General features: G+C 53.6%; 21 protein-coding genes. 10 read left to right on the top strand and 11 right to left on the bottom strand.

Going from position 1 to position 21,582, the window contains the following annotated elements:
- The first annotated feature begins 110 nt into the window (after positions 1–110).
- The gene (locus SJI19_RS14850; RefSeq protein ID WP_323479046.1) at positions 111–1,514 is read left to right on the top strand and encodes an MFS transporter; all 1,404 of its coding nucleotides are present in this window, start codon (positions 111–113) and stop codon (positions 1,512–1,514) included.
- Between the two features lie 57 nt (positions 1,515–1,571).
- Positions 1,572–2,543, top strand: a complete 972-nt coding sequence (locus tag SJI19_RS14845; protein WP_323479045.1) for a family 43 glycosylhydrolase — start codon at positions 1,572–1,574, stop codon at positions 2,541–2,543.
- Here the strand turns inward: SJI19_RS14845 and ampE are convergent.
- Positions 2,540–3,394 carry a beta-lactamase regulator AmpE gene (gene ampE, locus SJI19_RS14840; RefSeq protein WP_323479044.1) on the bottom strand — a complete coding sequence of 285 codons (855 nt, stop codon included), beginning with the start codon at positions 3,392–3,394 and terminating at the stop codon, positions 2,540–2,542. The genes SJI19_RS14845 and ampE overlap by 4 nt on opposite strands.
- Positions 3,391–3,972: a 1,6-anhydro-N-acetylmuramyl-L-alanine amidase AmpD gene (ampD, locus tag SJI19_RS14835; RefSeq protein ID WP_323479043.1), complete on the bottom strand. Its 582-nt coding sequence runs from the start codon at positions 3,970–3,972 to the stop codon at positions 3,391–3,393. The genes ampE and ampD overlap by 4 nt, the downstream gene beginning before the upstream one ends.
- Positions 3,973–4,064: 92 nt before the next feature.
- Between ampD and nadC the strand changes: the two genes are divergently transcribed.
- The 4 genes from nadC to hofC all read left to right on the top strand — a co-directional run bounded on the left by nadC (position 4,065) and on the right by hofC (position 8,092).
- Positions 4,065–4,955 (top strand): carboxylating nicotinate-nucleotide diphosphorylase, encoded by an 891-nt coding sequence (nadC, locus tag SJI19_RS14830; RefSeq protein WP_323479042.1) that lies wholly within the window; start codon positions 4,065–4,067, stop codon positions 4,953–4,955.
- A 355-nt stretch (positions 4,956–5,310) separates the two neighbouring features.
- Entirely contained in the window at positions 5,311–5,760 is a 450-nt protein-coding gene (gene ppdD / locus SJI19_RS14825; RefSeq protein ID WP_323479041.1) for a prepilin peptidase-dependent pilin, read from the top strand.
- Entirely contained in the window at positions 5,757–6,884 is a 1,128-nt protein-coding gene (locus tag SJI19_RS14820) for a GspE/PulE family protein (protein WP_323479040.1), read from the top strand. The genes ppdD and SJI19_RS14820 overlap by 4 nt, the downstream gene beginning before the upstream one ends.
- Positions 6,881–8,092, top strand: a complete 1,212-nt coding sequence (hofC, locus tag SJI19_RS14815; RefSeq protein ID WP_323479039.1) for a protein transport protein HofC — start codon at positions 6,881–6,883, stop codon at positions 8,090–8,092. Before SJI19_RS14820 ends, hofC begins: the two co-directional genes overlap by 4 nt.
- Positions 8,093–8,200: 108 nt before the next feature.
- Here hofC and SJI19_RS14810 read toward each other — a convergent pair whose 3' ends face one another.
- On the bottom strand, positions 8,201–9,244 hold the full coding sequence (locus SJI19_RS14810) for a GMP reductase (protein WP_323479038.1): 1,044 nt from the start codon (positions 9,242–9,244) through the stop codon (positions 8,201–8,203).
- 181 nt (positions 9,245–9,425) lie between these two features.
- On the opposite strand from SJI19_RS14810, the gene coaE reads away from it, so the two are divergent.
- From coaE to yacG, 3 genes are all read left to right on the top strand, one after another.
- Positions 9,426–10,040: a dephospho-CoA kinase gene (gene coaE / locus SJI19_RS14805; RefSeq protein ID WP_323479037.1), complete on the top strand. Its 615-nt coding sequence runs from the start codon at positions 9,426–9,428 to the stop codon at positions 10,038–10,040.
- Positions 10,041–10,045: 5 nt separating this feature from the next.
- A complete protein-coding gene (zapD, locus tag SJI19_RS14800) occupies positions 10,046–10,801 on the top strand; it encodes a cell division protein ZapD (protein ID WP_323479036.1) in 756 nt (251 codons plus the stop codon).
- Positions 10,802–10,923: 122 nt separating this feature from the next.
- Complete coding sequence (gene yacG / locus SJI19_RS14795) at positions 10,924–11,121, top strand: DNA gyrase inhibitor YacG (protein WP_323479035.1); 198 nt, start codon at positions 10,924–10,926, stop codon at positions 11,119–11,121.
- A gap of 153 nt (positions 11,122–11,274) precedes the next feature.
- Here yacG and mutT read toward each other — a convergent pair whose 3' ends face one another.
- The 3 genes from mutT to secM form a co-directional block, all read right to left on the bottom strand.
- A complete protein-coding gene (mutT, locus tag SJI19_RS14790) occupies positions 11,275–11,667 on the bottom strand; it encodes an 8-oxo-dGTP diphosphatase MutT (RefSeq protein WP_323479096.1) in 393 nt (130 codons plus the stop codon).
- Between the two features lie 87 nt (positions 11,668–11,754).
- Positions 11,755–14,475: a preprotein translocase subunit SecA gene (gene secA, locus SJI19_RS14785; RefSeq protein ID WP_323479034.1), complete on the bottom strand. Its 2,721-nt coding sequence runs from the start codon at positions 14,473–14,475 to the stop codon at positions 11,755–11,757.
- A 101-nt stretch (positions 14,476–14,576) separates the two neighbouring features.
- A complete protein-coding gene (secM, locus tag SJI19_RS14780; RefSeq protein ID WP_323479033.1) occupies positions 14,577–15,098 on the bottom strand; it encodes a secA translation cis-regulator SecM in 522 nt (173 codons plus the stop codon).
- A 27-nt stretch (positions 15,099–15,125) separates the two neighbouring features.
- On the opposite strand from secM, the gene SJI19_RS14775 reads away from it, so the two are divergent.
- Positions 15,126–15,653, top strand: a complete 528-nt coding sequence (locus SJI19_RS14775; RefSeq protein WP_323479032.1) for a DUF721 domain-containing protein — start codon at positions 15,126–15,128, stop codon at positions 15,651–15,653.
- A 28-nt stretch (positions 15,654–15,681) separates the two neighbouring features.
- Here SJI19_RS14775 and lpxC read toward each other — a convergent pair whose 3' ends face one another.
- The 5 genes from lpxC to murC form a co-directional block, all read right to left on the bottom strand.
- A complete protein-coding gene (lpxC, locus tag SJI19_RS14770) occupies positions 15,682–16,599 on the bottom strand; it encodes a UDP-3-O-acyl-N-acetylglucosamine deacetylase (protein ID WP_323479031.1) in 918 nt (305 codons plus the stop codon).
- 101 nt (positions 16,600–16,700) lie between these two features.
- On the bottom strand, positions 16,701–17,861 hold the full coding sequence (gene ftsZ / locus SJI19_RS14765) for a cell division protein FtsZ (protein WP_323479030.1): 1,161 nt from the start codon (positions 17,859–17,861) through the stop codon (positions 16,701–16,703).
- A gap of 71 nt (positions 17,862–17,932) precedes the next feature.
- On the bottom strand, positions 17,933–19,189 hold the full coding sequence (ftsA, locus tag SJI19_RS14760; RefSeq protein ID WP_323479029.1) for a cell division protein FtsA: 1,257 nt from the start codon (positions 19,187–19,189) through the stop codon (positions 17,933–17,935).
- Positions 19,186–20,022, bottom strand: coding sequence for a cell division protein FtsQ (gene ftsQ / locus SJI19_RS14755; protein ID WP_323479028.1), 837 nt, complete (start codon positions 20,020–20,022; stop codon positions 19,186–19,188). Before ftsQ ends, ftsA begins: the two co-directional genes overlap by 4 nt.
- A 42-nt stretch (positions 20,023–20,064) precedes the next feature.
- Positions 20,065–21,540 (bottom strand): UDP-N-acetylmuramate--L-alanine ligase, encoded by a 1,476-nt coding sequence (murC, locus tag SJI19_RS14750; RefSeq protein WP_323479027.1) that lies wholly within the window; start codon positions 21,538–21,540, stop codon positions 20,065–20,067.
- Positions 21,541–21,582: the final 42 nt, after the last annotated feature.

The raw sequence follows: 21,582 nt of genomic DNA, 5'->3' as shown, positions 1-21,582 counted from the left end.
ATGACAAGTTTGTCCATCTCCACAACCCATTGTTACTGCGTGCATTAAGCCAAATAAGACAATACTGACAGTCAGTTATTCTTGTTGTGTTGACAACGGAGAGTGGATCCATGAAAGCACAGGCCTTGAGCTTAAAGGAAAAAATCGGGTTTGGGATGGGCGACGCCGGCTGCAATATGGTCTGGGGTTCCATTACCATGTTTCTTGCCTATTTCTACACCGACGTATTTGGCCTGGCACCCGCCTTGGTAGGGGTGTTGCTGTTATCAGTACGCGTGGTTGACGCGGTGACCGATCCGATCATGGGTGCCATTGCCGATCGCACGCGTTCGCGCTGGGGCCGTTTTCGACCCTATCTGCTCTGGCTCTCAGTACCTTTCGCGGTGTTTAGCATTTTAATGTACACCACGCCGGATTGGAGTTATACCGCGAAAGTGGTTTACGCCTTTGTCACCTATTTCCTGATGTCGCTCATCTACACCGCCATTAATATTCCCTATTGCTCTCTGGGCGGCGTGATCTCAAACGATCCGCAAGAACGGGTCTCCTGTCAGTCCTGGCGTTTTATCCTGGTGGGCGTGGCAACGCTGATTATCTCTCTGACGCTATTGCCGATGGTGGATTGGTTTGGCGGTGGCAACCGGGCCAAAGGGTTTCAGTGGGCCATGACGGTACTGTCGATTATCGGTTGTTTGATGTTTATATTTTGCTTCGCCACGGTGCGTGAACGGGTAAAACCGGCCATTCCCACCAACGATGCGCTAAAAGCGGATCTGCGCGATGTCTGGAAAAACGATCAGTGGGTACGGATACTGATGCTGACCTTTTTTAACGTCTGCCCCGGTTTTATCCGTATGGCGGCCACCATGTACTACGTTACCTATGCAATGAACCAGTCTACCGGCTTCGCCAGCCTGTTTATCAGCCTGGGGGTAGTGGGCATGATGATCGGCAGCGCGCTGGCCAAACCGCTTACCGACAAGTTTTGTAAGCTGAAGGTGTTTTTCTGGACCAATATTATTCTGGCCCTGTTTTCCTGTGGCTTTTATTTCCTTAATCCCCATATCACCGCGTTGATATTGGTGATGTATTTCTTATTGAACATCTTGCACCAGATACCTTCACCGCTGCACTGGTCGTTAATGGCGGATGTGGATGATTATGGCGAATGGAAAACCGGCAAGCGGATCACCGGTATCAGCTTCTCCGGGAACCTGTTTTTCCTCAAAGTCGGACTGGCCGTTGCCGGCGCCTTTGTGGGTTTCGTGCTCTCGGCCTATGGTTACCAAGGCGACGCGATTCGGCAATCGCCGGGCGCCGTGCAGGGAATAGTACTGTTGTTCACCGTGATCCCCGGCGTAGGTTATTTGATTACCGCCGGCGTGGTCAGGCTACTTAAAGTCGATCGTACGCTAATGCAGCAAATTCAGACCGACCTGCAAACACGCCGGGAAAATTACCATGAAGGCGACCAATGGACACCGAACACCCCGTTGGAAATCAAACACCCCTAAATCCAGCTCACCATGGCGGCGTTATCCATCCACCCGTCATTGATAGGAGGAAATAAGATGAAAGACGGAGCATGGCCCAATCCGCTGATCGAGCAGCGGGCCGATCCCTTTATCTATCGCCATCATGATGGATATTATTATTTTACCGCGTCGGTACCCGAATATGATCGGCTGGAAATTCGCCGGTCGGCCAGCTTGGCCGGTCTCGCCCAAGCCGAGCCGGTCGTGGTATGGCGTAAACACCAACAAGGGGAGATGAGCGCACTCATCTGGGCACCGGAACTGCATGTCATTAATGGCAAATGGTATCTCTATTTTGCTGCTGCCCATGACGCGGAGATCGTCGATGGACTGTTCCAGCACCGTATGTTTGTCATAGAGTGCGCCGACGACAACCCATTAACCGGCCACTGGCAGGAAAAAGGCCGGGTTGTCACCCCATTAGATACCTTTTCCCTGGATGCGACGGTATTTGCCCATAAGGGAAAACACTTTTATCTCTGGGCGCAGAAAGATCCGGCGATTCGGGGTAATTCCAATCTCTACCTGGCAGAAATGGCAACCCCCTGGTCGCTAAAAACGCCGCCGGTGATGATCAGCAAACCGGAACTTCCGTGGGAAACCATAGGGTTCTGGGTCAATGAAGGCCCCGCGGTAATACACCACGGGCAGCGGCTGTTTATCACTTACTCCGCCAGCGCAACCGATGAAAATTACTGTATCGGTTTGCTGTGGGCCGACGCTGAGGACGATATTACTGACGCCAGATGCTGGCATAAACTGCCGCAACCGGTTTTTCGCACCCAATGGCAAAACCGCCAGTTTGGACCTGGTCACAACAGCTTTACCGTTGGCGAGCGGGGGGAGGATGTCCTGGTCTATCACGCCAGGCCCTATACCGAGATTACCGGCGATCCACTCTATGACCCCAACCGCCATACTCGGGTGAAGGCATTCGAGTGGGATGAGAATGGCATGCCACAGTTTGGCGAACCACCGGCGGATAACGCGCGACCGACGTCGGCTTAAATCAACGCACCATAAATGGTTAACAGGGCCACCACCACCACAATAACCTGGGTGATTTTTCTGGCTAACAGCACCGCCGCTCTGGGCGTATTGACGTCGTCCAGGTGCGGTTCACGTGCCAAGGAGAACTGCGCTAACCGGGTAAGCACTTGATATTGCCCGGAGTGCAAGTCCGCCAGCGAAGCGAACCAGGCGGGAAGCGCCTTTTCTCCATGACCCAGTAGCGCGTAAGCGACGCCCGCCAGACGCACCGGAACCCAGTCCAACCAGTGCAGCAGCCTATCGATACCTGACTGTGCGCGTTTAAGCGGCGTGGAGTGACGTGCCGTCCAGGTCTGCTGAGCGCGCAGGAACGCATATCCGGCCAGACACACCGGCCCAAAGGGGCCCCCCACCACCAACCAAAACAGCGGAGCCAGGTAGAAACGAAAGTTAATCCACAGCAAGGCATTTTGCAGTTCCCGCAAACGCGCTTCTTTATCGCAGTCCACCGGCAACCCGTGTATCAGTGTCAGTTCATCGCTCATGGCGTCGCAAGCATGGCTGTCACCACGCCCGGCGGCCATCATATAAGCCCGGTAATGTTGGCGAACCTCACCCGCGCCGATGCACAACAGCGATATGAGCACCCACAATAGCAGTAACGGCAAACCGAAAAACCAATTGGCGGCCAATTGCAGGCTCAAGGCGACTATCAGCATCCAGCACAAGGCAATGAACAGTGTCATGGACAGAGAAGCATGATGGATCCGTGCGAATAAACGCGCCAGATGATGATCCAGTTGCCAATGCTCGCCGAACTTGAACAAACGTTCCCAGGTCAGTACCAAGAGTAACGTGAACAGCGTCATAAAGCGGGATTCTCCCTGTTATCACCGTCAGCGCGGGGTGAAAGCAATTGTCGATAGCAGTGCCAGTTAAATTCCGGACCAGGATCGGTTTTACGATCGGGGGCAATATCACTATGACCGATGATCCGCTGTGGCACGATGGGATAATGTTGCATTAACAAGCGGGTCATCTCGGCCAAACTACGGTATTGCTCTTGGGTATAGGCTAAATTATCGGTGCCTTCGAGCTCAATACCAATGGAAAAATCGTTACAATTCGGTCGGCCGGCAAACATTGACGCGCCGGCATGCCATGCCCGTTTATCGAAAGGCACATACTGCACCACGTCACCCGCACGTCGGATGAGGCAATGGGCGGAAACACGTAATTCATACACCTGCTGAAAAAAAGGATGCTCGTCGTCGAGCCTAAGCGTACCAGTAAAAAGCTGGTCGATGTAAGGACCGCCAAACTGCCCTGGCGGCAGGCTGATACCATGGACCACCAGCAGCGAAGGCGCCTCATGATGAGGACGGGCGTCGCAATAGGGCGAAGGCACCCGCTTAACGCCTGAAATCCAGCTATTTATCAACTGCATCTGTCTGCTCCACGGTCCGGTGGTGGCACTTATCCCAGCAACAGGGTAGCATGTTTCTCCTCTACTCTTTATTCGCAATTTCGGAGTTTTTGATGCCGACACGTCGTTATGATACCGAACGCCGCCGGGCCGATTTGCTCGCACGCGTTAAACATGATATTCCCTTGTCCGTTACCCTGGCGTTACGTGAAGATCTGGGTGGGGTAGTTGATCCACAGGCGGACATCACCGCTCTGCTGCTACCGCGCGACAATCAGGCCAAAGCGACGGTTATCACCCGTGAAGACGGCGTATTTTGTGGTCAGGGCTGGCTTTTGGAGGTGTTCAGCCAGCTCGGTGGACAGGTTACGGTGGAATGGCTGGTTAACGATGGTGATGGTGTGAAAGCCAACCAGCCGCTGTGCACATTACAGGGACCGGCGCATATCCTGTTAACCGGCGAGCGCACCGCGCTTAATTTCGTGCAAACCCTGTCCGGTGTGGCCACGGAGGTCAAACGCTACGTGGATCTTCTCGCTGGCACCGGCACCCAGTTGTTAGATACCCGCAAGACCCTGCCCGGCCTGCGCACCGCCCTGAAATACGCGGTACTGTGCGGCGGCGGCGCTAACCACCGGCTGGGGCTGGCCGACGCTTTCCTGATCAAGGAAAATCATATCATTGCCGCCGGCTCCATCGCCAATGCGGTGAAACACGCCATGACACTGCGCGCCGATGTGCCAGTCGAGGTCGAAGTGGAAAACCTCGAGGAATTGACACAAGCGCTGGCTGCTGATGCTGATATTGTCATGCTGGATAATTTCTCGTTGGCGGATATGCAGCAGGCGGTGGCCATCACCCAAGGCCGCGCGCTGCTGGAAGTGTCCGGCAACGTGACGTTGGCAACCCTGCGCGATTTTGCCCAAACAGGCATCGATTTTATCTCAGTCGGCGCATTAACCAAACATATCCACGCGCTCGATCTCTCCATGCGATTCCAGTGATATTCACCGCAAAGTCACCGCTTCCCGCCCTGAACGGCTAGGCTCCTCAGGCTCTGGTAGCAAGCCCCCCTGAATAGCACCGCGTAAGCACCCCGATTGGGCGGGGACTTACGCACCATTGACTAATACGCGAAGATGAGTGGCGCAGTCAGCATAATACTTCGCCAGTATGATGGTACGATCGCTATTCTGATTCAGGGACTTCTTGTTTGCGGTTTCTCGCGCAAAAATCTTGCAACCCAGGTAAACCCACCGTTTTTATTTCACCCCATCTTCCCAGATCGCTACCCCTTGTTGGCCGTTCAGTGAGGTTATGAGTAGGGTAAAGACAACACACACGCACAGGGAGATGCAGGTGAATAACCAACAAGGATTCACGCTGGTGGAACTCATGGTGGTGATGGCCATTATCGCCACGCTAAGCGCCATCGGTTTACCCGGCTATCAACGCTATTTAGACCGCGCCGCCATGACGGAGATGCTGCATATGCTGGCCCCCTATAAATCTTCGGTGGAGCTTTGCGCCTTGCAGCATGATGGGTTGACCGCCTGCCAAACGGGCCAGTCCGGTATCCCCGAAGGACTCTCTTCGCGATACGTTGATCGGATCGAGGTACGGGATGGCGTCATTGATCTGCTTGGGCGACAGGCGTTGCGGGGCTTGACGCTCACGCTAACACCGTCACGGCGTGATGGCGGATTACGCTGGTCGCGCGCTTGCCGGGCCGAGCAAGGGGCGCAGCATCTCATTGCCCCCTGCCAGGCCCTGTTTCGATTTAACCACGAGCAGGGGGAATCCGCATGACCGTGATGAGCAGTGATACGGCATTGGAAGAATTTATTGACGGATTGCTTCACCAAGGTATCGATCGGCGAGCGTCGGATATCCATATTGAGCCCACGCTATCGGCCGATTATGTGATACGCATGCGCATTGACGGAGTGTTGCGGGAAGGTGCGCCCTGTCCTTCTGCTCTGGCTACACGGCTGGTCATCTGTTTAAAAATCATGGCCCAGTTGGATATTGCCGAAAGACGTCGCCCACAGGATGGGCAGTTCATTTTTGGACCGCCAGAGACAAGATGCTCTTTTCGGGTTTCCACCCTGCCAACGCTGCGGGGCGAGAAAATCGTCCTACGTCTGCTGCGCGGCCAGCGGGAAGGATTGTCATTGGCGTGGTTGGGTATGCCCGACGCCATGAAGCGCATCTTTTTGCGTCTACTACGGCGGCCTCAGGGGCTGGTGCTGCTCACTGGCCCTACCGGCAGCGGCAAGACCATGACGTTGTACGCCGCTCTGAACGCCATGCGCCGTGACCAACTCAACATATGCAGTGTGGAGGATCCGGTGGAAATCCCGTTGGCCGGGGTAACGCAATGTCAGGTCAATCTCAAGGCACAGCTGGATTTTGCCACACTGCTGCGCGCCCTGCTGCGCCAGGATCCGGACGTTATCATGGTGGGCGAAATCCGCGATCGCACTACGGCGGCCATTGCCGTTCACGCCGCACAAACCGGCCATCTGGTACTGTCCACCGTGCACGCCTTATCGGCCGCTGAGGTGCCGCTGCGTTTAGCGCAGTTTGGGGTTCATGCCGCCCTCATAAAATCCGTACTGCTCATGGTCATGGCGCAGCGTTTGGTGCGGCGCCTTTGCGAACAATGCCGCTACGAGACCACCGAAGCACATGCCCTTGCCACGCGGTTTGCCGCCGACCTGGTGCCACGCCGTCGCTGGTGTGCCCCCGGCTGCGAGCATTGCGATAGTGGTTACACTGGCCGATGCGGCGTGTTCCATATGTTATCGCCGATGACTGCAAGCGGTACTCAGGTGCAAGCCGATGGCTTATGGCGGGCCGGGTTGGCGTTAGTGGAACAGGGGACGACCTCTTGGGAGGAATTAATAAGGGTACTCGGGGAGCCAGCATGAGCGGCACGTGGCTATGGTTATACCGGTGGCGCGGTTTGGACCCTGAGGGCAACATCAGCATTGGGCACCTTATGGCCACCGATAACATGTCAGTGCGACGGGCATTGATTGAGCAAAACCTGCAGCCACTGAGTATACGCACCGCCGGTTATATCGGACCAGGCTATTGGCGCAAACACCAGTTAGCTGCATTGATGGCGCAATTGGCATCATTGCTTGGCGCCGGGCTGCCGCTGCGGGAGAGTCTGGGGCTGTTGGCAGAAGATCATCCTCGTGCCGGCTGGCAATGTCTGCTACGCCTACTGAACAGTAAAATCGAACAAGGGCTGACGCTATCGCAGGCTCTGGCGGATTTCCCCCAGATATTTCCGCCGGTATATTGTGCCATGATGGCGCTGGGTGAACTCACCGGCCGGCTGGATCAGTGCTGCCATACGTTGGCAGAACAACAAGCCAGAGTGGATCGGCTCAGCAAACGGGTGCTGGCCGCTTTACGTTATCCCCTATTCATCCTTTTTACGGCATCAGCGGTCATCGGGCTGATGCTAATGGTGCTGTTACCGGAATTTGCCAGACTGTACGCCCAGTTAAATGCACCTTTACCGGCATCGACCCGTTGTCTACTGGGGCTGGTGGAACATGCCGGCGGTTTTTGTCTGACGGTACTGATACTTTTCGTCATGTTATATGCCCTCTATAGGCGGTTATGCCATCTCTATCCGGGATTACGCCACCACGTTCTGGCCTGGCTGTTGTATTTGCCGGGACTGGGTGTACTGATACGACATCACAATCTGTACCAGCTGTTCCAGAGCCTGGCGATGACCCATCCAGCCGGGGTGACGCTTGATAGCAGTCTGGCGGTGGCTGCTCGTGCCGTAAGCCATCACGGCTACCGCCAGGCCGTGCTCGGCCTGCGCCGACATATCCAGCGGGGATACGCCCTCCATCAAGCCTTTTACCGTCATCGCCTATTTCCGCCCCATTGTCATCAATTGATCAAAACCGGAGAATTTTCCGGTACCTTGGACCAGGTATTCCAACAATTATCCCTGATGCATGAACAGCGAACGCAGCAGTTATCCGATGCACTGGCGCAAATGGCCGAACCGCTGCTGTTGCTGATTTTAGGCGGCATCGTCTGTGCGCTGATGATGATGTTATATCTGCCGTTAATGCAATTAGGCGATGTGTTTGGCCACTACTGAGCTAAAAAGAGGGTGGTTGAACCGGAGTAAACCTGGCCAACGGTATTGCACTGGCTCGCGAGGCGCCGCTATTGCCTGCGAGCAGTAGGGTGAAATGGGTGATACCGCCTAGAGCTGAGTGAAAACCTGGTTTTCCTGCTCAGCCACCCGAATAAAGGTGGTACGCTTGGTCAGCTCTTTCAAACGTGAAGCACCCACATAGGTACAGGCCGAGCGCAAGCCGCCCAAAATATCGCGGATGGAGTTGTCTACCGGTCCGCGCAGTGGCAGCTTGACGGTTTTACCTTCCGCCGCGCGATACTGCGCCACGCCGCCCACATGTCGATTCATCGCGGATTCGGAACTCATACCGTAAAACAGCATAAACTTCTCGCCATTTTCTTCCACCAGTTTGCCTTCACATTCGTCATGGCCGGCCAACATACCACCCAACATGACAAAGTCCGCACCACCACCGAAAGCTTTGGCCACATCACCCGGCACGGAACACCCACCGTCGCTGACAATTTGACCGCTTAGGCCATGTGCAGCATCAGCGCACTCAATCACGGCGGAAAGCTGCGGATACCCTACGCCGGTTTTAATACGGGTAGTGCATACCGAGCCAGGACCGATGCCGACTTTTACGATATCAGCGCCGGAGAGTATCAGTTCTTCTACCATCTCGCCGGTCACCACATTACCCGCGCAAATCACTTTGTCAGGGCAAGCCTCACGGGCTTTTTGCACAAAATTGACGAAGTGTTCAGAGTAGCCATTGGCAACATCGATGCAGATAAAGGTCAAACAGGGCGAAAGCGCCAGGATCTGCTTCATTTTCACAAAATCGGCTTGCGACGTACCGGTGGAGACCATAACGTGCCGTAAAATGGATTCCGGGACTCGCGCAACAAAATCACGCCATTGTTCAACGCTATAATGCTTATGTACCGCAGTGAGAACATCGAAGGCTGCCAGCGCCTGCGCCATGCGAAAGGTACCAACCGTGTCCATATTCGCGGCGATGACCGGCACACCGGACCAGGTACAGCCTGGGTGTTTAAAAGTGAACTCGCGTTGCAATTCAACATCAGAGCGGCTTTTCAGAGTTGACCGCTTCGGGCGGATCAACACATCTTTAAATCCTAATTTAATATCTTCTTCAATACGCATAAAAGCTATTCCTGGTCGGTGGCGATACGTCGCTTATAAAATTCGGGCACGAAACACCCAATACCAGTGACGGTATCATACGCCAGATTATTCTTACGGCAAGACTGCGAAAACGTGCGGATTTACGCTACAATCGTACCAATTTACCTGCGGTCGGGCAGAGACGGAGACAATAAACTCAATGCACTATATTGTTGCACTAACAGGAGGCATCGGCAGTGGCAAAAGCACCGTGGCCAATGCGTTTGCCGAACTGGGTGCCACGATTGTCGATGCAGATGTGATCGCGCGCCAGGTCGTGGAACCGGGTAGTGAGGCTTTGCGTGCGATACATGCCCGTTTTGGTGACAATATTCTCCTGCCCGACGGCATGCTCAATCGCCCCTTGCTTCGCCGGCGTATTTTCAGTTCACCGCAGGATAAGGTGTGGCTAAACGCGTTGCTTCACCCCTTGATTCAGCATGGTACCCGGCAACGCATCGCCAACGCGACGGGCGATTATGTATTGTGGGTGGTGCCACTGCTCCTGGAGAATCATCTGCAATCACAAGCCGACCGAGTACTGGTGGTGGATGTGGAACCCGAGGTGCAAATTGCGCGAACCCTACGCCGCGACGGTATCGATCGTGAGCAAATTGAGAACATTCTTGCCGCACAGGCTACACGCGAGCAGCGCTTGGCCTGTGCCGACGATATTATTGATAATAGCGGGCGTCCAAATGCGATAACGGCTAACGTAGCTAAGCTACATCGTCATTATATCCAGCTTGCGACATCAGCAACTCGACAGGATTAATTATAATGAGTGACGTTTACTCGACATCGGTGCTTTTCGAGCATCCGTTAAATGAAAAAATGCGCACTTGGCTGCGTCTGGAATTCTTGCTGCAACAACTTTATCACTGTCCAACGTTGAATGACATCTCGAGCGCGTTGCCCTTTTTCCGCACCATCGCCGACCTACTGGATGTCCTAGAACGCGGTGATGTACGCACAGAAATGTTAAAGGAACTGGAGCGCCAGCAGCAAAAAATGCTGCAATGGGACGGCGTACCTGGCGTAGATAGCGAGCGCGTACAAACGTTGCGCCGCGAACTCAAAAATAGCGCGGCAGTGCTAATGTCGGTGCCACGCCTGGGCCAGGCACTGCGTGAGGATCGTCTAATCATTTCAGTGCGTGCGCGATTGTCGATACCCGGTGGCTGCTGCAGTTTCGATTTACCCGGTCTGCATATTTGGCTGCATTTACCCCAGGAGCAGCGCGACAGCCAAACGACAATCTGGCTAAAAACCCTGGATCCCCTGCGTAATGCTTTGACCATGGTACTGGATTTGGTACGTCATACCGAGCCGTTTAAAAACCTGATCAGTCTGAATGGTTTTTTCCAGGACAACGCCGAGGATGCCGATTTATTACGGCTGCGCATCCCGCTGCAGTATCAGCTTTACCCACAGGTTTCCGGCTATAAAACCCGCTATGCCATTCGGTTTCTGTCATTGGACAGTGACAAAGGTGTCATTCCGGCTCGTCTGCCGTTCGAATTAGCGTGCTGCTAGCAGCCTTGAGTCGGCATCCCAACACGCTTGATTGTCCTGTTACTAAAACACCTAGTTGAAATCTGTACTTGAAAACGTATCATTAAGACGTTTAGCTGTGTAGTAAGTAGTTGGAGTATTAAATGAGCGATGACATCATTATAGTAAATTGTCCTACCTGCGGTACCGACGTTGAATGGGGCCCGCAAAGCAAATTCCGACCGTTCTGTAGTAAGCGCTGCCAGTTAATCGATCTGGGCGAATGGGCGGATGAAGAGAAATATATTGCCAGTGATGTCAACATCACCGACAGCGATGATTGGAGTGAAAATCAGCGGTGACAGCCCCGCACTGGACTTGCGTTGACGGCGAATAGTGCTTAGGTGCCGCTAGCCAATCTTCCGGCTTGCAAACAATGATCATCAGTAAATGGCCATCAGCAAATGGCCACTTACTGGTCATTGACCGTAGCGCAGACAACCGTGCACCTTGGGTTATTGGCTGGCGATAAGCTGACGAATAATGGCCGCATTGGCCGGTGGGAATTCGTCGGCGAGCAGCTCGGCCTGTGGGCACCAGCGCACCGGCTGACCTTCTTTGCCATATGGCGTACCATGCCATTGCTCAACCAGATAAAAATAAAAGGCCATTTGTTTTTCAGCGAATTGATGATGGCTGGTCGCCAACAGTTCGGCCTGCGCCACCACAATGCCCGTTTCCTCAAGCAGTTCACGTGTCAGCGCCTGCTCTGGCGTCTCGCCCGTTTCCATTTTACCGCCAGGGAACTCCCAAAAACCGCCCATATGGGCGTCAGCCGCACGCTGAGCGATAAAAATCTGTTGCTGTGCATTACGGATAATGCCCACGGCAATAGTGCATAAAGTCATTGTCATAGGGACGTCTCTTGTCAGCGGTCCTGCACCGCGTTGGCCAACAAAATCAGGGTGGCACCTTTGGGGATGCCACCCCGTTAATTATTGCTGCAATTTTCCGTGACACTGCTTATATTTTTTGCCCGAGCCACAAGGACAAGGATCATTTCGGCCCACTTTGCGACCTTCAACCACCGGAGGTTTGGCCAGCGACGGGTGGGTTGCTAACGCCATCTCTGAGGATTGATGGCTGAGCTGTTGCTGGCGCGCCAGACGCTCGGCCTCCTCGCGACGCTGCTGTTCCAATGCTTCGACTTCTTCCGGCATCCGTACCTGTACTTTGCTCAGCGTGCTGATCACTTCATATTTCAGTGACTCCAGCATGGCGGCAAACATGGCAAAGGATTCACGTTTATATTCCTGCTTTGGATCTTTTTGGGCATAACCGCGCAAATGAATGCCTTGGCGCAGATAATCCATAGCCGCCAGATGCTCTTTCCATAACGAATCCAGCGTTTGCAACATCACGCCTTTTTCAAAGTTGCGCATCATATCGGTGCCGACCACCTCCTCTTTACGCAGATAGTGTTCTAGCGTTTTTTCCAGGATCCGTTCGCGCAGAGTCTCTTCGTGCAAGCCTGGCTCCTGATCCAGCCATTCGGTAATCGGCAGTTCAAGATCGAAATCGTCCTTCAACCGTTTTTCCAGCCCAGGCACGTCCCACATCTCTTCAAGCGACTGCGGCGGAATATGGTTATCAATGACGGTTTTCAGCACATCCTCACGGATACTGTTAATGGTTTCACTGACATCCGCCACGTCCAGTAATTCGTTACGCTGGCTATAAATGGCCCGGCGCTGGTCGTTAGCTACGTCATCGTACTCCAACAGTTGCTTACGAATATCGAAGTTGCGGCCTTCAACCTTGCGCTGTGCGTTGGCAATCGCTTTGGTCACCCAGGGATGTTCAATGGCTTCGCCAGGTTTCATACCCAACTTACGCATCATGCCGGTAACACGGTCGGAGGCAAAGATACGCATCAGGGCATCTTCCATCGACAGGTAGAAACGCGATGAGCCGGCATCGCCCTGTCGTCCGGAACGACCACGCAGCTGGTTATCGATACGCCGCGATTCATGGCGCTCGGTACCGATGATATGCAGGCCACCAGAGGCTAATACCGCATCGTGGCGAATCTGCCAAGCGGTCTTAATTGCGTCAATCTGTTCCTCGGTCGGGTCTTCCAGATGGGATATTTCAGCCTGCCAACTGCCGCCAAGTACGATATCGGTACCACGACCGGCCATATTGGTGGCAATGGTGACCGCACCTGGGGAACCGGCCTGTGCCACGATATCCGCTTCCATGGCATGGAATTTGGCATTCAGCACCTTATGTTCGATACCGGCGTCATCCAACGCTTGCGATACCACTTCCGATTTTTCAATGGAGATGGTCCCGACCAGCACCGGCTGCCCTTTGGTGGAGCAGGTTTTGATGTCCTCGATGATTGCGTCGATCTTTTCTTTTTCGGTCATATAGACCAAATCCGGCAAATCTTTACGGATCATCGGGCGGTTGGTCGGCACCACGATGGTATCAAGCTTGTAGATTGAACTGAATTCAAACGCCTCGGTATCGGCGGTACCGGTCATCCCGGCCAGTTTTTCATACAGACGAAAATAGTTCTGGAAGGTAATCGACGCCAGGGTCTGGTTTTCATTTTGGATGTCGACATGTTCCTTCGCCTCCACTGCCTGGTGCAAACCATCGGACCAGCGGCGTCCAGGCATGCTGCGCCCGGTATGTTCGTCGACAATGATAACTTCACCGTCCTTGACGATATAATCCACATCACGGGCAAACAGCACATGCGCGCGCAACGCGGCGGTAACGTGATGCATCAGCATGATATTGGCCGGGGAGTATAGCGATTCGCCTTCAGTCATGATGCCAGCGTCGACCATCAGTTCTTCGATCAGCACCAACCCACGCTCGGTCAGGTTCACCTGACGGGACTTTTCATCCACGGAAAAGTGCCCTTCGCCCTGAAAGGTGTCGGAATCTTCTTTATCTTGGCGAATCAAATGCGGGATCAGCTTATCCACCCGCTGGTACATTTCAGAGCTGTCTTCTGCCGGGCCAGAGATAATCAACGGCGTACGTGCTTCATCGATCAAGATGGAGTCGACCTCATCCACCAGCGCGTAATGCAGTTTGCGCTGTACGCGATCTTCAGGGCTAAAAGCCATGTTGTCGCGCAGATAGTCAAAGCCATATTCGTTATTGGTACCATAAGTAATATCGGCATTATAGGCAGCGCGTTTGGCCGGTGCCGGCATGTTCGGTAAATTGATACCCACAGTAAGGCCAAGGAATTCAAACAGCGGGCGGTTATTTTCCGCATCACGCTGTGCCAGATAATCATTGACCGTGACGACGTGGACACCTTTACCGCTGAGCGCGTTCAGGTAGGCAGGCAAAGTCGCGGTCAGGGTTTTACCTTCACCGGTACGCATTTCCGCGATACAGCGGTCATTGAGCACCATACCACCCTGCAATTGCACGTCAAAATGGCGCATGGCAAAAACCCGTTTGCTGGCTTCGCGCACCACGGCAAAAGCTTCAGGTAACAAGCTGTCGACGCTTTCGCCTTTTTCCAGGCGCGCTCGAAACTCGATGGTTTTAGCCGTCAGTTGTTCGTCTGTCAGCGCTTCCAGATCCGGTTCCATCCGGTTAATCAGCTCAACGGTTTTACCCATGCGACGCAGGGTACGATCGTTGCGACTACCAAAAACTTTTGTAAGCAGTTTAGATAACATAATTATTCAAATCTCGTCACGGCAGGCCTGTTTAACAGGCAGCGGCCAATAAAAACGTAAGGAGGTGTAAACTGAGTCCGTGGCACAGAGTAAGTACCCGGTTAACCGATGTGGGCAGGTCCGGCGCGAATTCCCTGTACCTGGGTCAGGCGAATTCCTGTACGATGATCGATAGTGGACCGGTAGTCGACGTGTGCAACTTGGCGCACAACCGCTGCGGGTCTTGATTCGAGGGTAAGTAATGCGTTAAGTGTGCGTAGCAGTACCTGATGCTGCGCCTTGAGCGGCGTGACGATTTCCGCCGATGTCAGTTGCGGGCTGAGATGCTGCGGAGCCCAGGCGGCGGACAAATGACGGATAACGGTGCGAATGGCATGCTGATGCCAATAATCTACGCTGAACGAAGGGCGTCTCTGAACGTCTTTTAATAGGGCGAGCCGATCGAAGCCGGCGTTAAAGGCATTTTGCCGGCTCAGGCTCGGCAGAGCGTTAGCAAGATGCGCCTGTTCCTGCCCGTTGTTGAGCATATAAGGCACGCCAAAACCCGCCGCGACCATCCCCAAGAGAAGATGCGGCCAGAAATAACGTCTGCCAAATTGTCGCCAACGATTTAAGATGCCCATTAATTAATGTATTCCGTCGGAGTTCTTATGCGCAACAGTCGCCCAAAATCCATTGATACCCTGTTTACTATTATCGCGACGCCTGAACGCCATACGCTAAAACAGATCCAAGAGCGCGCCGTTGCGCTGCTCAAACTGAACCAGGCTGTGGCAGCCCTGCTGCCGGCACCAATGCAACCCTGGTGTCGCGTAGCCAATTTCCGCCAAGGTGTTTTGGTGCTTGAAACCGCCAATGCCAGTTGGATGATGAGGTTACGCTATGAACAATCGCGAATATTATCCGCGTTACGAGCGCAGATTCTACCATCATTGTCCTCGATCGACATCAGGATTAACCCAACACTTGCGACAAAAGGGCAGACGATGATGCAAAATAGCGGCGAAGCGCAGAAAAAAAGCCAGGGAGAGGAAATGCATAAACGCCGGTTAAGCCCGCAGAGTGCAGAGGCGATCCGTCATTTGGCCGCACGTAGCCCCGAGAAGCTGCAAAAGCTACTCGAACGACTGGCGGGGCTGGCCGGAGATAGTGCCAACCCCACCCGAGGTGGGAAGTAATTTTACGGGTTGTGCTAACACCGCGCCATCAGGCAATGGCGAACGAAGGTGCCTTAAATGCCAGCGGCATGTCGGCTTCGTCTTCGAATGTCACCAGTTCCCATGCTTCCTGTCGGGCCAAAACAGCCTGCAACAGTTTATTATTCATGGCATGGCCTGATTTAAACGCCGTAAACGCACCGATAATGTTGTGACCGCACATATACAGGTCGCCGATCGCGTCGAGCATTTTGTGGCGCACGAATTCATCTTCGAAACGTAATCCGTCTTCGTTCAGCACTTTGTAATCGTCAACAACGATCGCACAATCGAAACTGCCACCCAAGGCCAGGCCTTTGGACTGGAGATATTCTATATCACGCATAAACCCGAAGGTACGCGCGCGGCTGATTTGCTGAACAAAAGCCTCAGCGGAAAAATTCAGGCAGTAACGTTGCGAGCCCGCATCGATCGCAGGATGTTTGAAATCAATGGTGAAATCAAGCTTGAAGCCATTATACGGCGACAACTCAGCCCATTTATCACCATCTTCCACACGTACCGTATCTTTAAGGCGCAGGAATTTCTTGGCGCTGTTAAGCTCCTCAATACCGGCGTCCATCAACAGATACACAAATGGACTGGCGCTGCCGTCCATGATCGGAATTTCTGGTGCATTGACTTCAACGACGATGTTGTCGATGCCCAAACCCGCCAATGCAGCATTAAGATGTTCGACAGTAGAAATACGAACATCATGCTCATTGACCAGACACGTGCAAAGCATGGTATCTCGCACCGATTTAGCATCCGCCGGGAAATCCACCGGAGGCGTTAAATCCGTACGGCGATAGATAACCCCGGTGTTAGCCGGCGCTGGTCGCAACGTCAGTTTTACCTTTTTACCAGTATGTAAACCAACGCCTGTGGCCTGCACAATACGCTTTAGTGTCCGCTGTTTGATCATCAGTTTATCTCGCAATGTTAGCCATACCACCGTCACAGTATAATGCATAGCCGGTGGGGCAGTTTAGCACAAAGAGCGGTGATTCCCAATGTACTCTGTTTTCAATCGGCCTGCTTACGCAAGAACGCCGGGATATCCAGATAATCAGGCTCTTTGCCAGCCTGAGCATTTTGCTCATTGACCGCCTTGGCCGCAATCTTCTGCTCTTGCTGAATCGGCGACATGCCGTGAGTATGCTGCTGATAACGGTTGTCCATTACCGGTTGGCTATTTTGCTTATTGGTCACCAGGGTGATTTCAGGACGTTTATCCATGCCGATACCCGTTGCCACCACAGTCACACGCAGTTCATCGTTCATATCCGGATCAAGGGAGGTCCCGATAACCACCGTTGCATTATCCGAAGCAAATGCGCGAATAGTATTACCCACGGTTTCAAACTCATCCAAACGCAAATCGAAGCCGGCAGTGATATTCACCAGGACACCGCGTGCACCGGACAAATCGATATCTTCCAACAGCGGACTGGAGATGGCCATTTCCGCCGCTTCCTCAGCACGATCCTCACCGCTGGCGACGCCAGAACCCATCATGGCATAACCCATTTCGGACATTACGGTACGCACGTCGGCGAAATCGACGTTCATCAGCCCCGGACGGGTGATCAGTTCAGCAATCCCCTGTACGGCACCTTTCAATACATCATTGGCCGCACCAAAAGCATCCAGCAACGAGATACCGCGACCCAATACCTTGAGCAGCTTATCGTTAGGGATAGTGATCAGCGAATCCACATGCTTGGACAGCTCGGCAATGCCCTGTTCGGCAAAAGCCATACGTTTTTTGCCTTCGAAATTAAACGGTTTGGTGACCACGGCCACGGTTAGGATACCTAACTCTTTAGCCACTTCAGCCACTACCGGTGCCGCACCGGTACCGGTACCACCGCCCATGCCTGCTGCGATAAACACCATATCAGCGCCTTCCAACGCCGCGCGCAACGCTTCACGATCTTCTTCTGCCGAATTGCGTCCTACCTCGGGATTGGCTCCGGCTCCCAGCCCTTTGGTAATGCCGCCGCCAATTTGAATGGTTTGGCCCACTGCGGTTTTACGCAACGCCTGAGCATCGGTATTCACCGCAAAAAACTCCACGCCCTCAATACGTTCGCGTACCATGTGCTCAACAGCATTACCGCCGCCGCCGCCGACGCCGATGACTTTAATCACCGCGTCGTTGGTTAATTCCATAGGTTCAAACATAGTTTCTCTCCGATTTGTGCCTGTCGCGTCTGAGCCCGCCGCCTGCACAGCATGGCTCCGCAAATAAACAATTAAAACTCTTTCCTCAGCCAGCTACTGATCCGCTTGACCCAGTTGCTTACCGAGGTACGTTTTTCAACTTCAATCTCACCGCTCAAATGAGATTCTTTACCGTAGTGCAATAACCCGACAGCGGTAGAATAATACGTTGCCTGCGCATAATCCGTCAGACCGGTAATATTCAATGGTTGGCCAATACGCACCTGCGTATGGAATACCCGCTGGGCGCAGGCTGCCAGGCCGTCAATTTGCGCTGCGCCACCGGTCAACACGATACCCGCAGCTAAATGGTGCTTTACACCCTGCTGGCGAAGCTGTTCCTGGAGTTGCAGGATTTCATCATTCACCAGATTCAATAATTCCGTATAACGCGGCTCGATAACTTCGGCCAGCGTTTGCCGTTGCAGACTGCGGGGTGGCCGCCCGCCGACGCTTGGCACTTCAACCGTCTCATCTTTACTGACTGCGGTGCCCAACGCACACCCGTAGCGGACCTTAATGGCCTCCGCATCCGCGGGGGGGGTGCCAAACGCGTAAGCGATGTCGCTGGTCACTACGTTGCCCGCGTAGGGGATCACTTTAGTGTGCCGCAGCGCGCCTGCGGTATACACCGCGATATCCATGGTGCCGCCACCAATATCCACCACACACACGCCCAATTCCCGTTCGTCTTCGGTGAGCACTGCATAGCTTGATGCCAAACCCGCAAAGATCAGTTGATCGACTTTCAAACCACAGCGCTCAACGGCTTTAACAATATTCTTTGCCATATCATTATGGCAGGTTATCAAGTGAACCTTGGCCTGCATGCGCACACCGGATAATCCAACCGGGTTTTTGATGCCCTCTTGGTAATCAATGGCGTAGTCCTGCGGTATCACATGCAATATGCGATGCTCATCACGCACGCGCACGGACTTTGCCGTATGGACAACGTTTTCAACATCTTCCTGTGTGACTTCCTCTTCCGAAATAGGAACCATCCCGATTTCGTTTTGGCAGCTTATATGCTTGCCCGATAATGCCAGATAAACCGAAGATATCTGACAATCGGCCATAAGTTCAGCCTGATCTATGGCTCTTTGCACACATTTCACCACCGATTCGAGATCGTTTACGCCACCTTTATCCATACCCCGTGACGGGCAACTGCCCACCCCGATAATATTGACCATGCCATCGGGCAGAATCTCTCCTACCAATGCGGCAACCTTTGCCGTACCGATCTCCAGTCCAACTACCAGTTTTCTGTCCGTCGACTTGATCATTGTTGTTTAGCCTGTGCTTGATTCTGTTGCGAAATGCTATCTTGTCGATCGATAAACGCCGGTGCCCAGCCAACGGCCAGGCCGGAATCGTAGCGCAAATCCACGTAACTAATACGTTTATTATCGGCCCGGGCCTGCTGGAGAAGAACCGGATAAATCCCGATAAAGCGCTGTAAACGGCGAGCCCGGTCTTCCCGACCGAGTTCAAGCCGGATATCGTCTTGCAAGGTGATTTGCCAGGAGTGCCGGGCACTCATACTGACCGTTTTCACCTGAAACTTGTTGGCCAACATCACCTGATTCATGGTGCGATATCCCGCAAGCACATCTTGCTCACCGCCTTCCGGCCCATACAACAGCGGCATCGTCTTATTCCCCATCCGCTCTGCGGGAACGCTAAATGACGTCCCCGTCGTATCGAGCATATGCAAATCGTTCCATCGCGCCACCGGGACATATTCCACCACGTGAATCTTTAATTCATCCGGCCACTGTTTACGTACGCTGGCCTGTTTGATCCACGGCAGTCGCTCAATCTGCTGCTGAATCACGTTGACATCCTGGGTCATAAATGTGCCCGGCGGTCCCAGGGACAAAATGGCCTGGCGAATGTCGTCATTGGTGGTATAAAACCGTGATCCGGTCACCACCAGTTGGGACAGCGGCAGGCGATGAGCATCCTTCATCCACCCGACCACTATCCAACCGCTCCAAACCATAGTGCCCAGCACCATGACCAGAAATAACACCCCAGCCAGTTGACTGCCGTTGCTACGCCCGGAAGTGGGCGTCTCCACTTCACGGCTGCGTATATTTATCGCTGCCTGGGACATGACAGACCACCAATGGCAACAAATTTATCGATATTTATAAAGTCAGGCATGTCGCTCCTCGGTCTCTGGTTGTGGTTGCAAATGGGCATCAGCCAGGCTACGCGCGATCTTGCCAACAGTGCCGGCGCCTTGCATCAGTACCAGATCATTATCCTGTAACGCCAGTGCCAGCATTTCCGGCAAGGCATCCATATCCGGTACCATAATCGGATCAATTTTGCCGCGGCCACGGATGGTACGGCAAAGCGAACGGCTGTCGGCCCCTGGTATTGGCACTTCGCCAGCCGGGTAGACATCAAGCATCAACAGCACATCCACGCCGGACAATACATTGGCAAAATCCTCGTACAAATCCCGCGTACGGGTAAAACGATGTGGCTGGAATACCATCACCAAACGCTTGTCGGGCCAACCGGCGCGCGCTGCCTTGATGGTAGCGTCCACTTCGGTGGGGTGATGACCATAATCATCCACCAGCATCACCTGGCCCGTTTTGCCGTTGACCTTGTCTAAAGGGTAGGTACCGAGGAAATCAAACCGGCGCCCCGTGCCCTGGAACTGCAGCAGTGCCTGTAAAATATGATCATCGTCAATACCCTCTTCGGTAGCCACGGCAATCGCCGCCGCAGCGTTCAGTGCGTTATGGCGTCCAGGGGCGTTGAGTTCCACCGACAACACCGCTTTATCCTGTCGGTAAATCTTGAAGATTCCCTGAGCGCCCTTCTGCCGATAATCGGCAATACGCACATCCGCATCGTCGCTAAACCCATAAGTGGTGATATAGCGGCCGACTTTAGGCAGCAGTTCGCGGATCACCGGATCGTCCATGCACATCACCGCACGACCATAAAACGGTAAATTATGCAAAAAGGTAATAAACGTTTGCTTCAACAGCTCGAAATCGCCCTGGTAAGTGTCCATATGGTCGGCTTCGATATTGGTCACAATCGCCACCATTGGCTGCAGATGCAGGAATGATGCATCGCTTTCATCCGCCTCGGCGATCAGATAACGGCTGCAACCTAAACGGGCATGCACTCCCGCCGCTTTCACCAGTCCGCCGTTGACAAAGGTCGGGTCCAACCCGGCCTGGGCATAAATACTGGCTACCATGGCGGTGGTTGTGGTCTTGCCATGGGTTCCCGCAATAGCGATACCATGGCGAAAACGCATCAGCTCAGCCAACATTTCCGCGCGCTGGATCACCGGGATCCGCGCTTCCTTGGCCGCGACAATCTCCGGATTGTCACTGGCAATGGCGCTCGATACCACCACTACGCTGGCCTGGCTGATATTCTCAGGACGGTGATTGAAAAAAATCTTCGCCCCCAATTCGATCAATTGTTGCGTAACGGCATTCGGCGTTAAATCTGATCCACTGATCTGATAGCCTTCATTCGCCAGCACTTCCGCGATACCACCCATGCCTGCACCGCCGATGCCGACAAAATGGATTTGCCTGACGCGTCGCATCTCGGGCACAAAAGTTCGCAGTTTAGCCAGTTGCTGTGTATTCACGTTTTAATCACTTTAGTAATATGTTTTCTCAGCGGATAGGAC

Origin of the sequence: Acerihabitans sp. TG2 (assembly GCF_035013185.1) — a bacterium.
Classification (GTDB): Bacteria; Pseudomonadota; Gammaproteobacteria; order Enterobacterales; family Enterobacteriaceae; genus Acerihabitans.
The sequence above is the reverse complement of the archived record's forward strand: the minus strand, read 5'-3'. Positions and strand labels throughout refer to the sequence as shown.

Excerpts from the sequence above, each read along its gene's own strand:
- ampD (WP_323479043.1), bottom strand. The coding sequence starts at position 3,972 with ATGCAGTTGATAAATAGCTGGATTTCAGGCGTTAAGCGGGTGCCTTCG.
- zapD (WP_323479036.1), top strand. The coding sequence starts at position 10,046 with ATGAGTGACGTTTACTCGACATCGGTGCTTTTCGAGCATCCGTTAAAT.
- secM (WP_323479033.1), bottom strand. The coding sequence starts at position 15,098 with ATGGGCATCTTAAATCGTTGGCGACAATTTGGCAGACGTTATTTCTGG.
- ftsQ (WP_323479028.1), bottom strand. The coding sequence starts at position 20,022 with ATGTCCCAGGCAGCGATAAATATACGCAGCCGTGAAGTGGAGACGCCC.
- mutT (WP_323479096.1), bottom strand. The coding sequence starts at position 11,667 with ATGACTTTATGCACTATTGCCGTGGGCATTATCCGTAATGCACAGCAA.
- yacG (WP_323479035.1), top strand. The coding sequence starts at position 10,924 with ATGAGCGATGACATCATTATAGTAAATTGTCCTACCTGCGGTACCGAC.
- SJI19_RS14845 (WP_323479045.1), top strand. The coding sequence starts at position 1,572 with ATGAAAGACGGAGCATGGCCCAATCCGCTGATCGAGCAGCGGGCCGAT.
- ampE (WP_323479044.1), bottom strand. The coding sequence starts at position 3,394 with ATGACGCTGTTCACGTTACTCTTGGTACTGACCTGGGAACGTTTGTTC.
- ftsZ (WP_323479030.1), bottom strand. The coding sequence starts at position 17,861 with ATGTTTGAACCTATGGAATTAACCAACGACGCGGTGATTAAAGTCATC.
- SJI19_RS14850 (WP_323479046.1), top strand. The coding sequence starts at position 111 with ATGAAAGCACAGGCCTTGAGCTTAAAGGAAAAAATCGGGTTTGGGATG.
- ftsA (WP_323479029.1), bottom strand. The coding sequence starts at position 19,189 with ATGATCAAGTCGACGGACAGAAAACTGGTAGTTGGACTGGAGATCGGT.
- hofC (WP_323479039.1), top strand. The coding sequence starts at position 6,881 with ATGAGCGGCACGTGGCTATGGTTATACCGGTGGCGCGGTTTGGACCCT.
- SJI19_RS14775 (WP_323479032.1), top strand. The coding sequence starts at position 15,126 with ATGCGCAACAGTCGCCCAAAATCCATTGATACCCTGTTTACTATTATC.
- SJI19_RS14810 (WP_323479038.1), bottom strand. The coding sequence starts at position 9,244 with ATGCGTATTGAAGAAGATATTAAATTAGGATTTAAAGATGTGTTGATC.
- coaE (WP_323479037.1), top strand. The coding sequence starts at position 9,426 with ATGCACTATATTGTTGCACTAACAGGAGGCATCGGCAGTGGCAAAAGC.
- SJI19_RS14820 (WP_323479040.1), top strand. The coding sequence starts at position 5,757 with ATGACCGTGATGAGCAGTGATACGGCATTGGAAGAATTTATTGACGGA.
- nadC (WP_323479042.1), top strand. The coding sequence starts at position 4,065 with ATGCCGACACGTCGTTATGATACCGAACGCCGCCGGGCCGATTTGCTC.
- secA (WP_323479034.1), bottom strand. The coding sequence starts at position 14,475 with ATGTTATCTAAACTGCTTACAAAAGTTTTTGGTAGTCGCAACGATCGT.
- lpxC (WP_323479031.1), bottom strand. The coding sequence starts at position 16,599 with ATGATCAAACAGCGGACACTAAAGCGTATTGTGCAGGCCACAGGCGTT.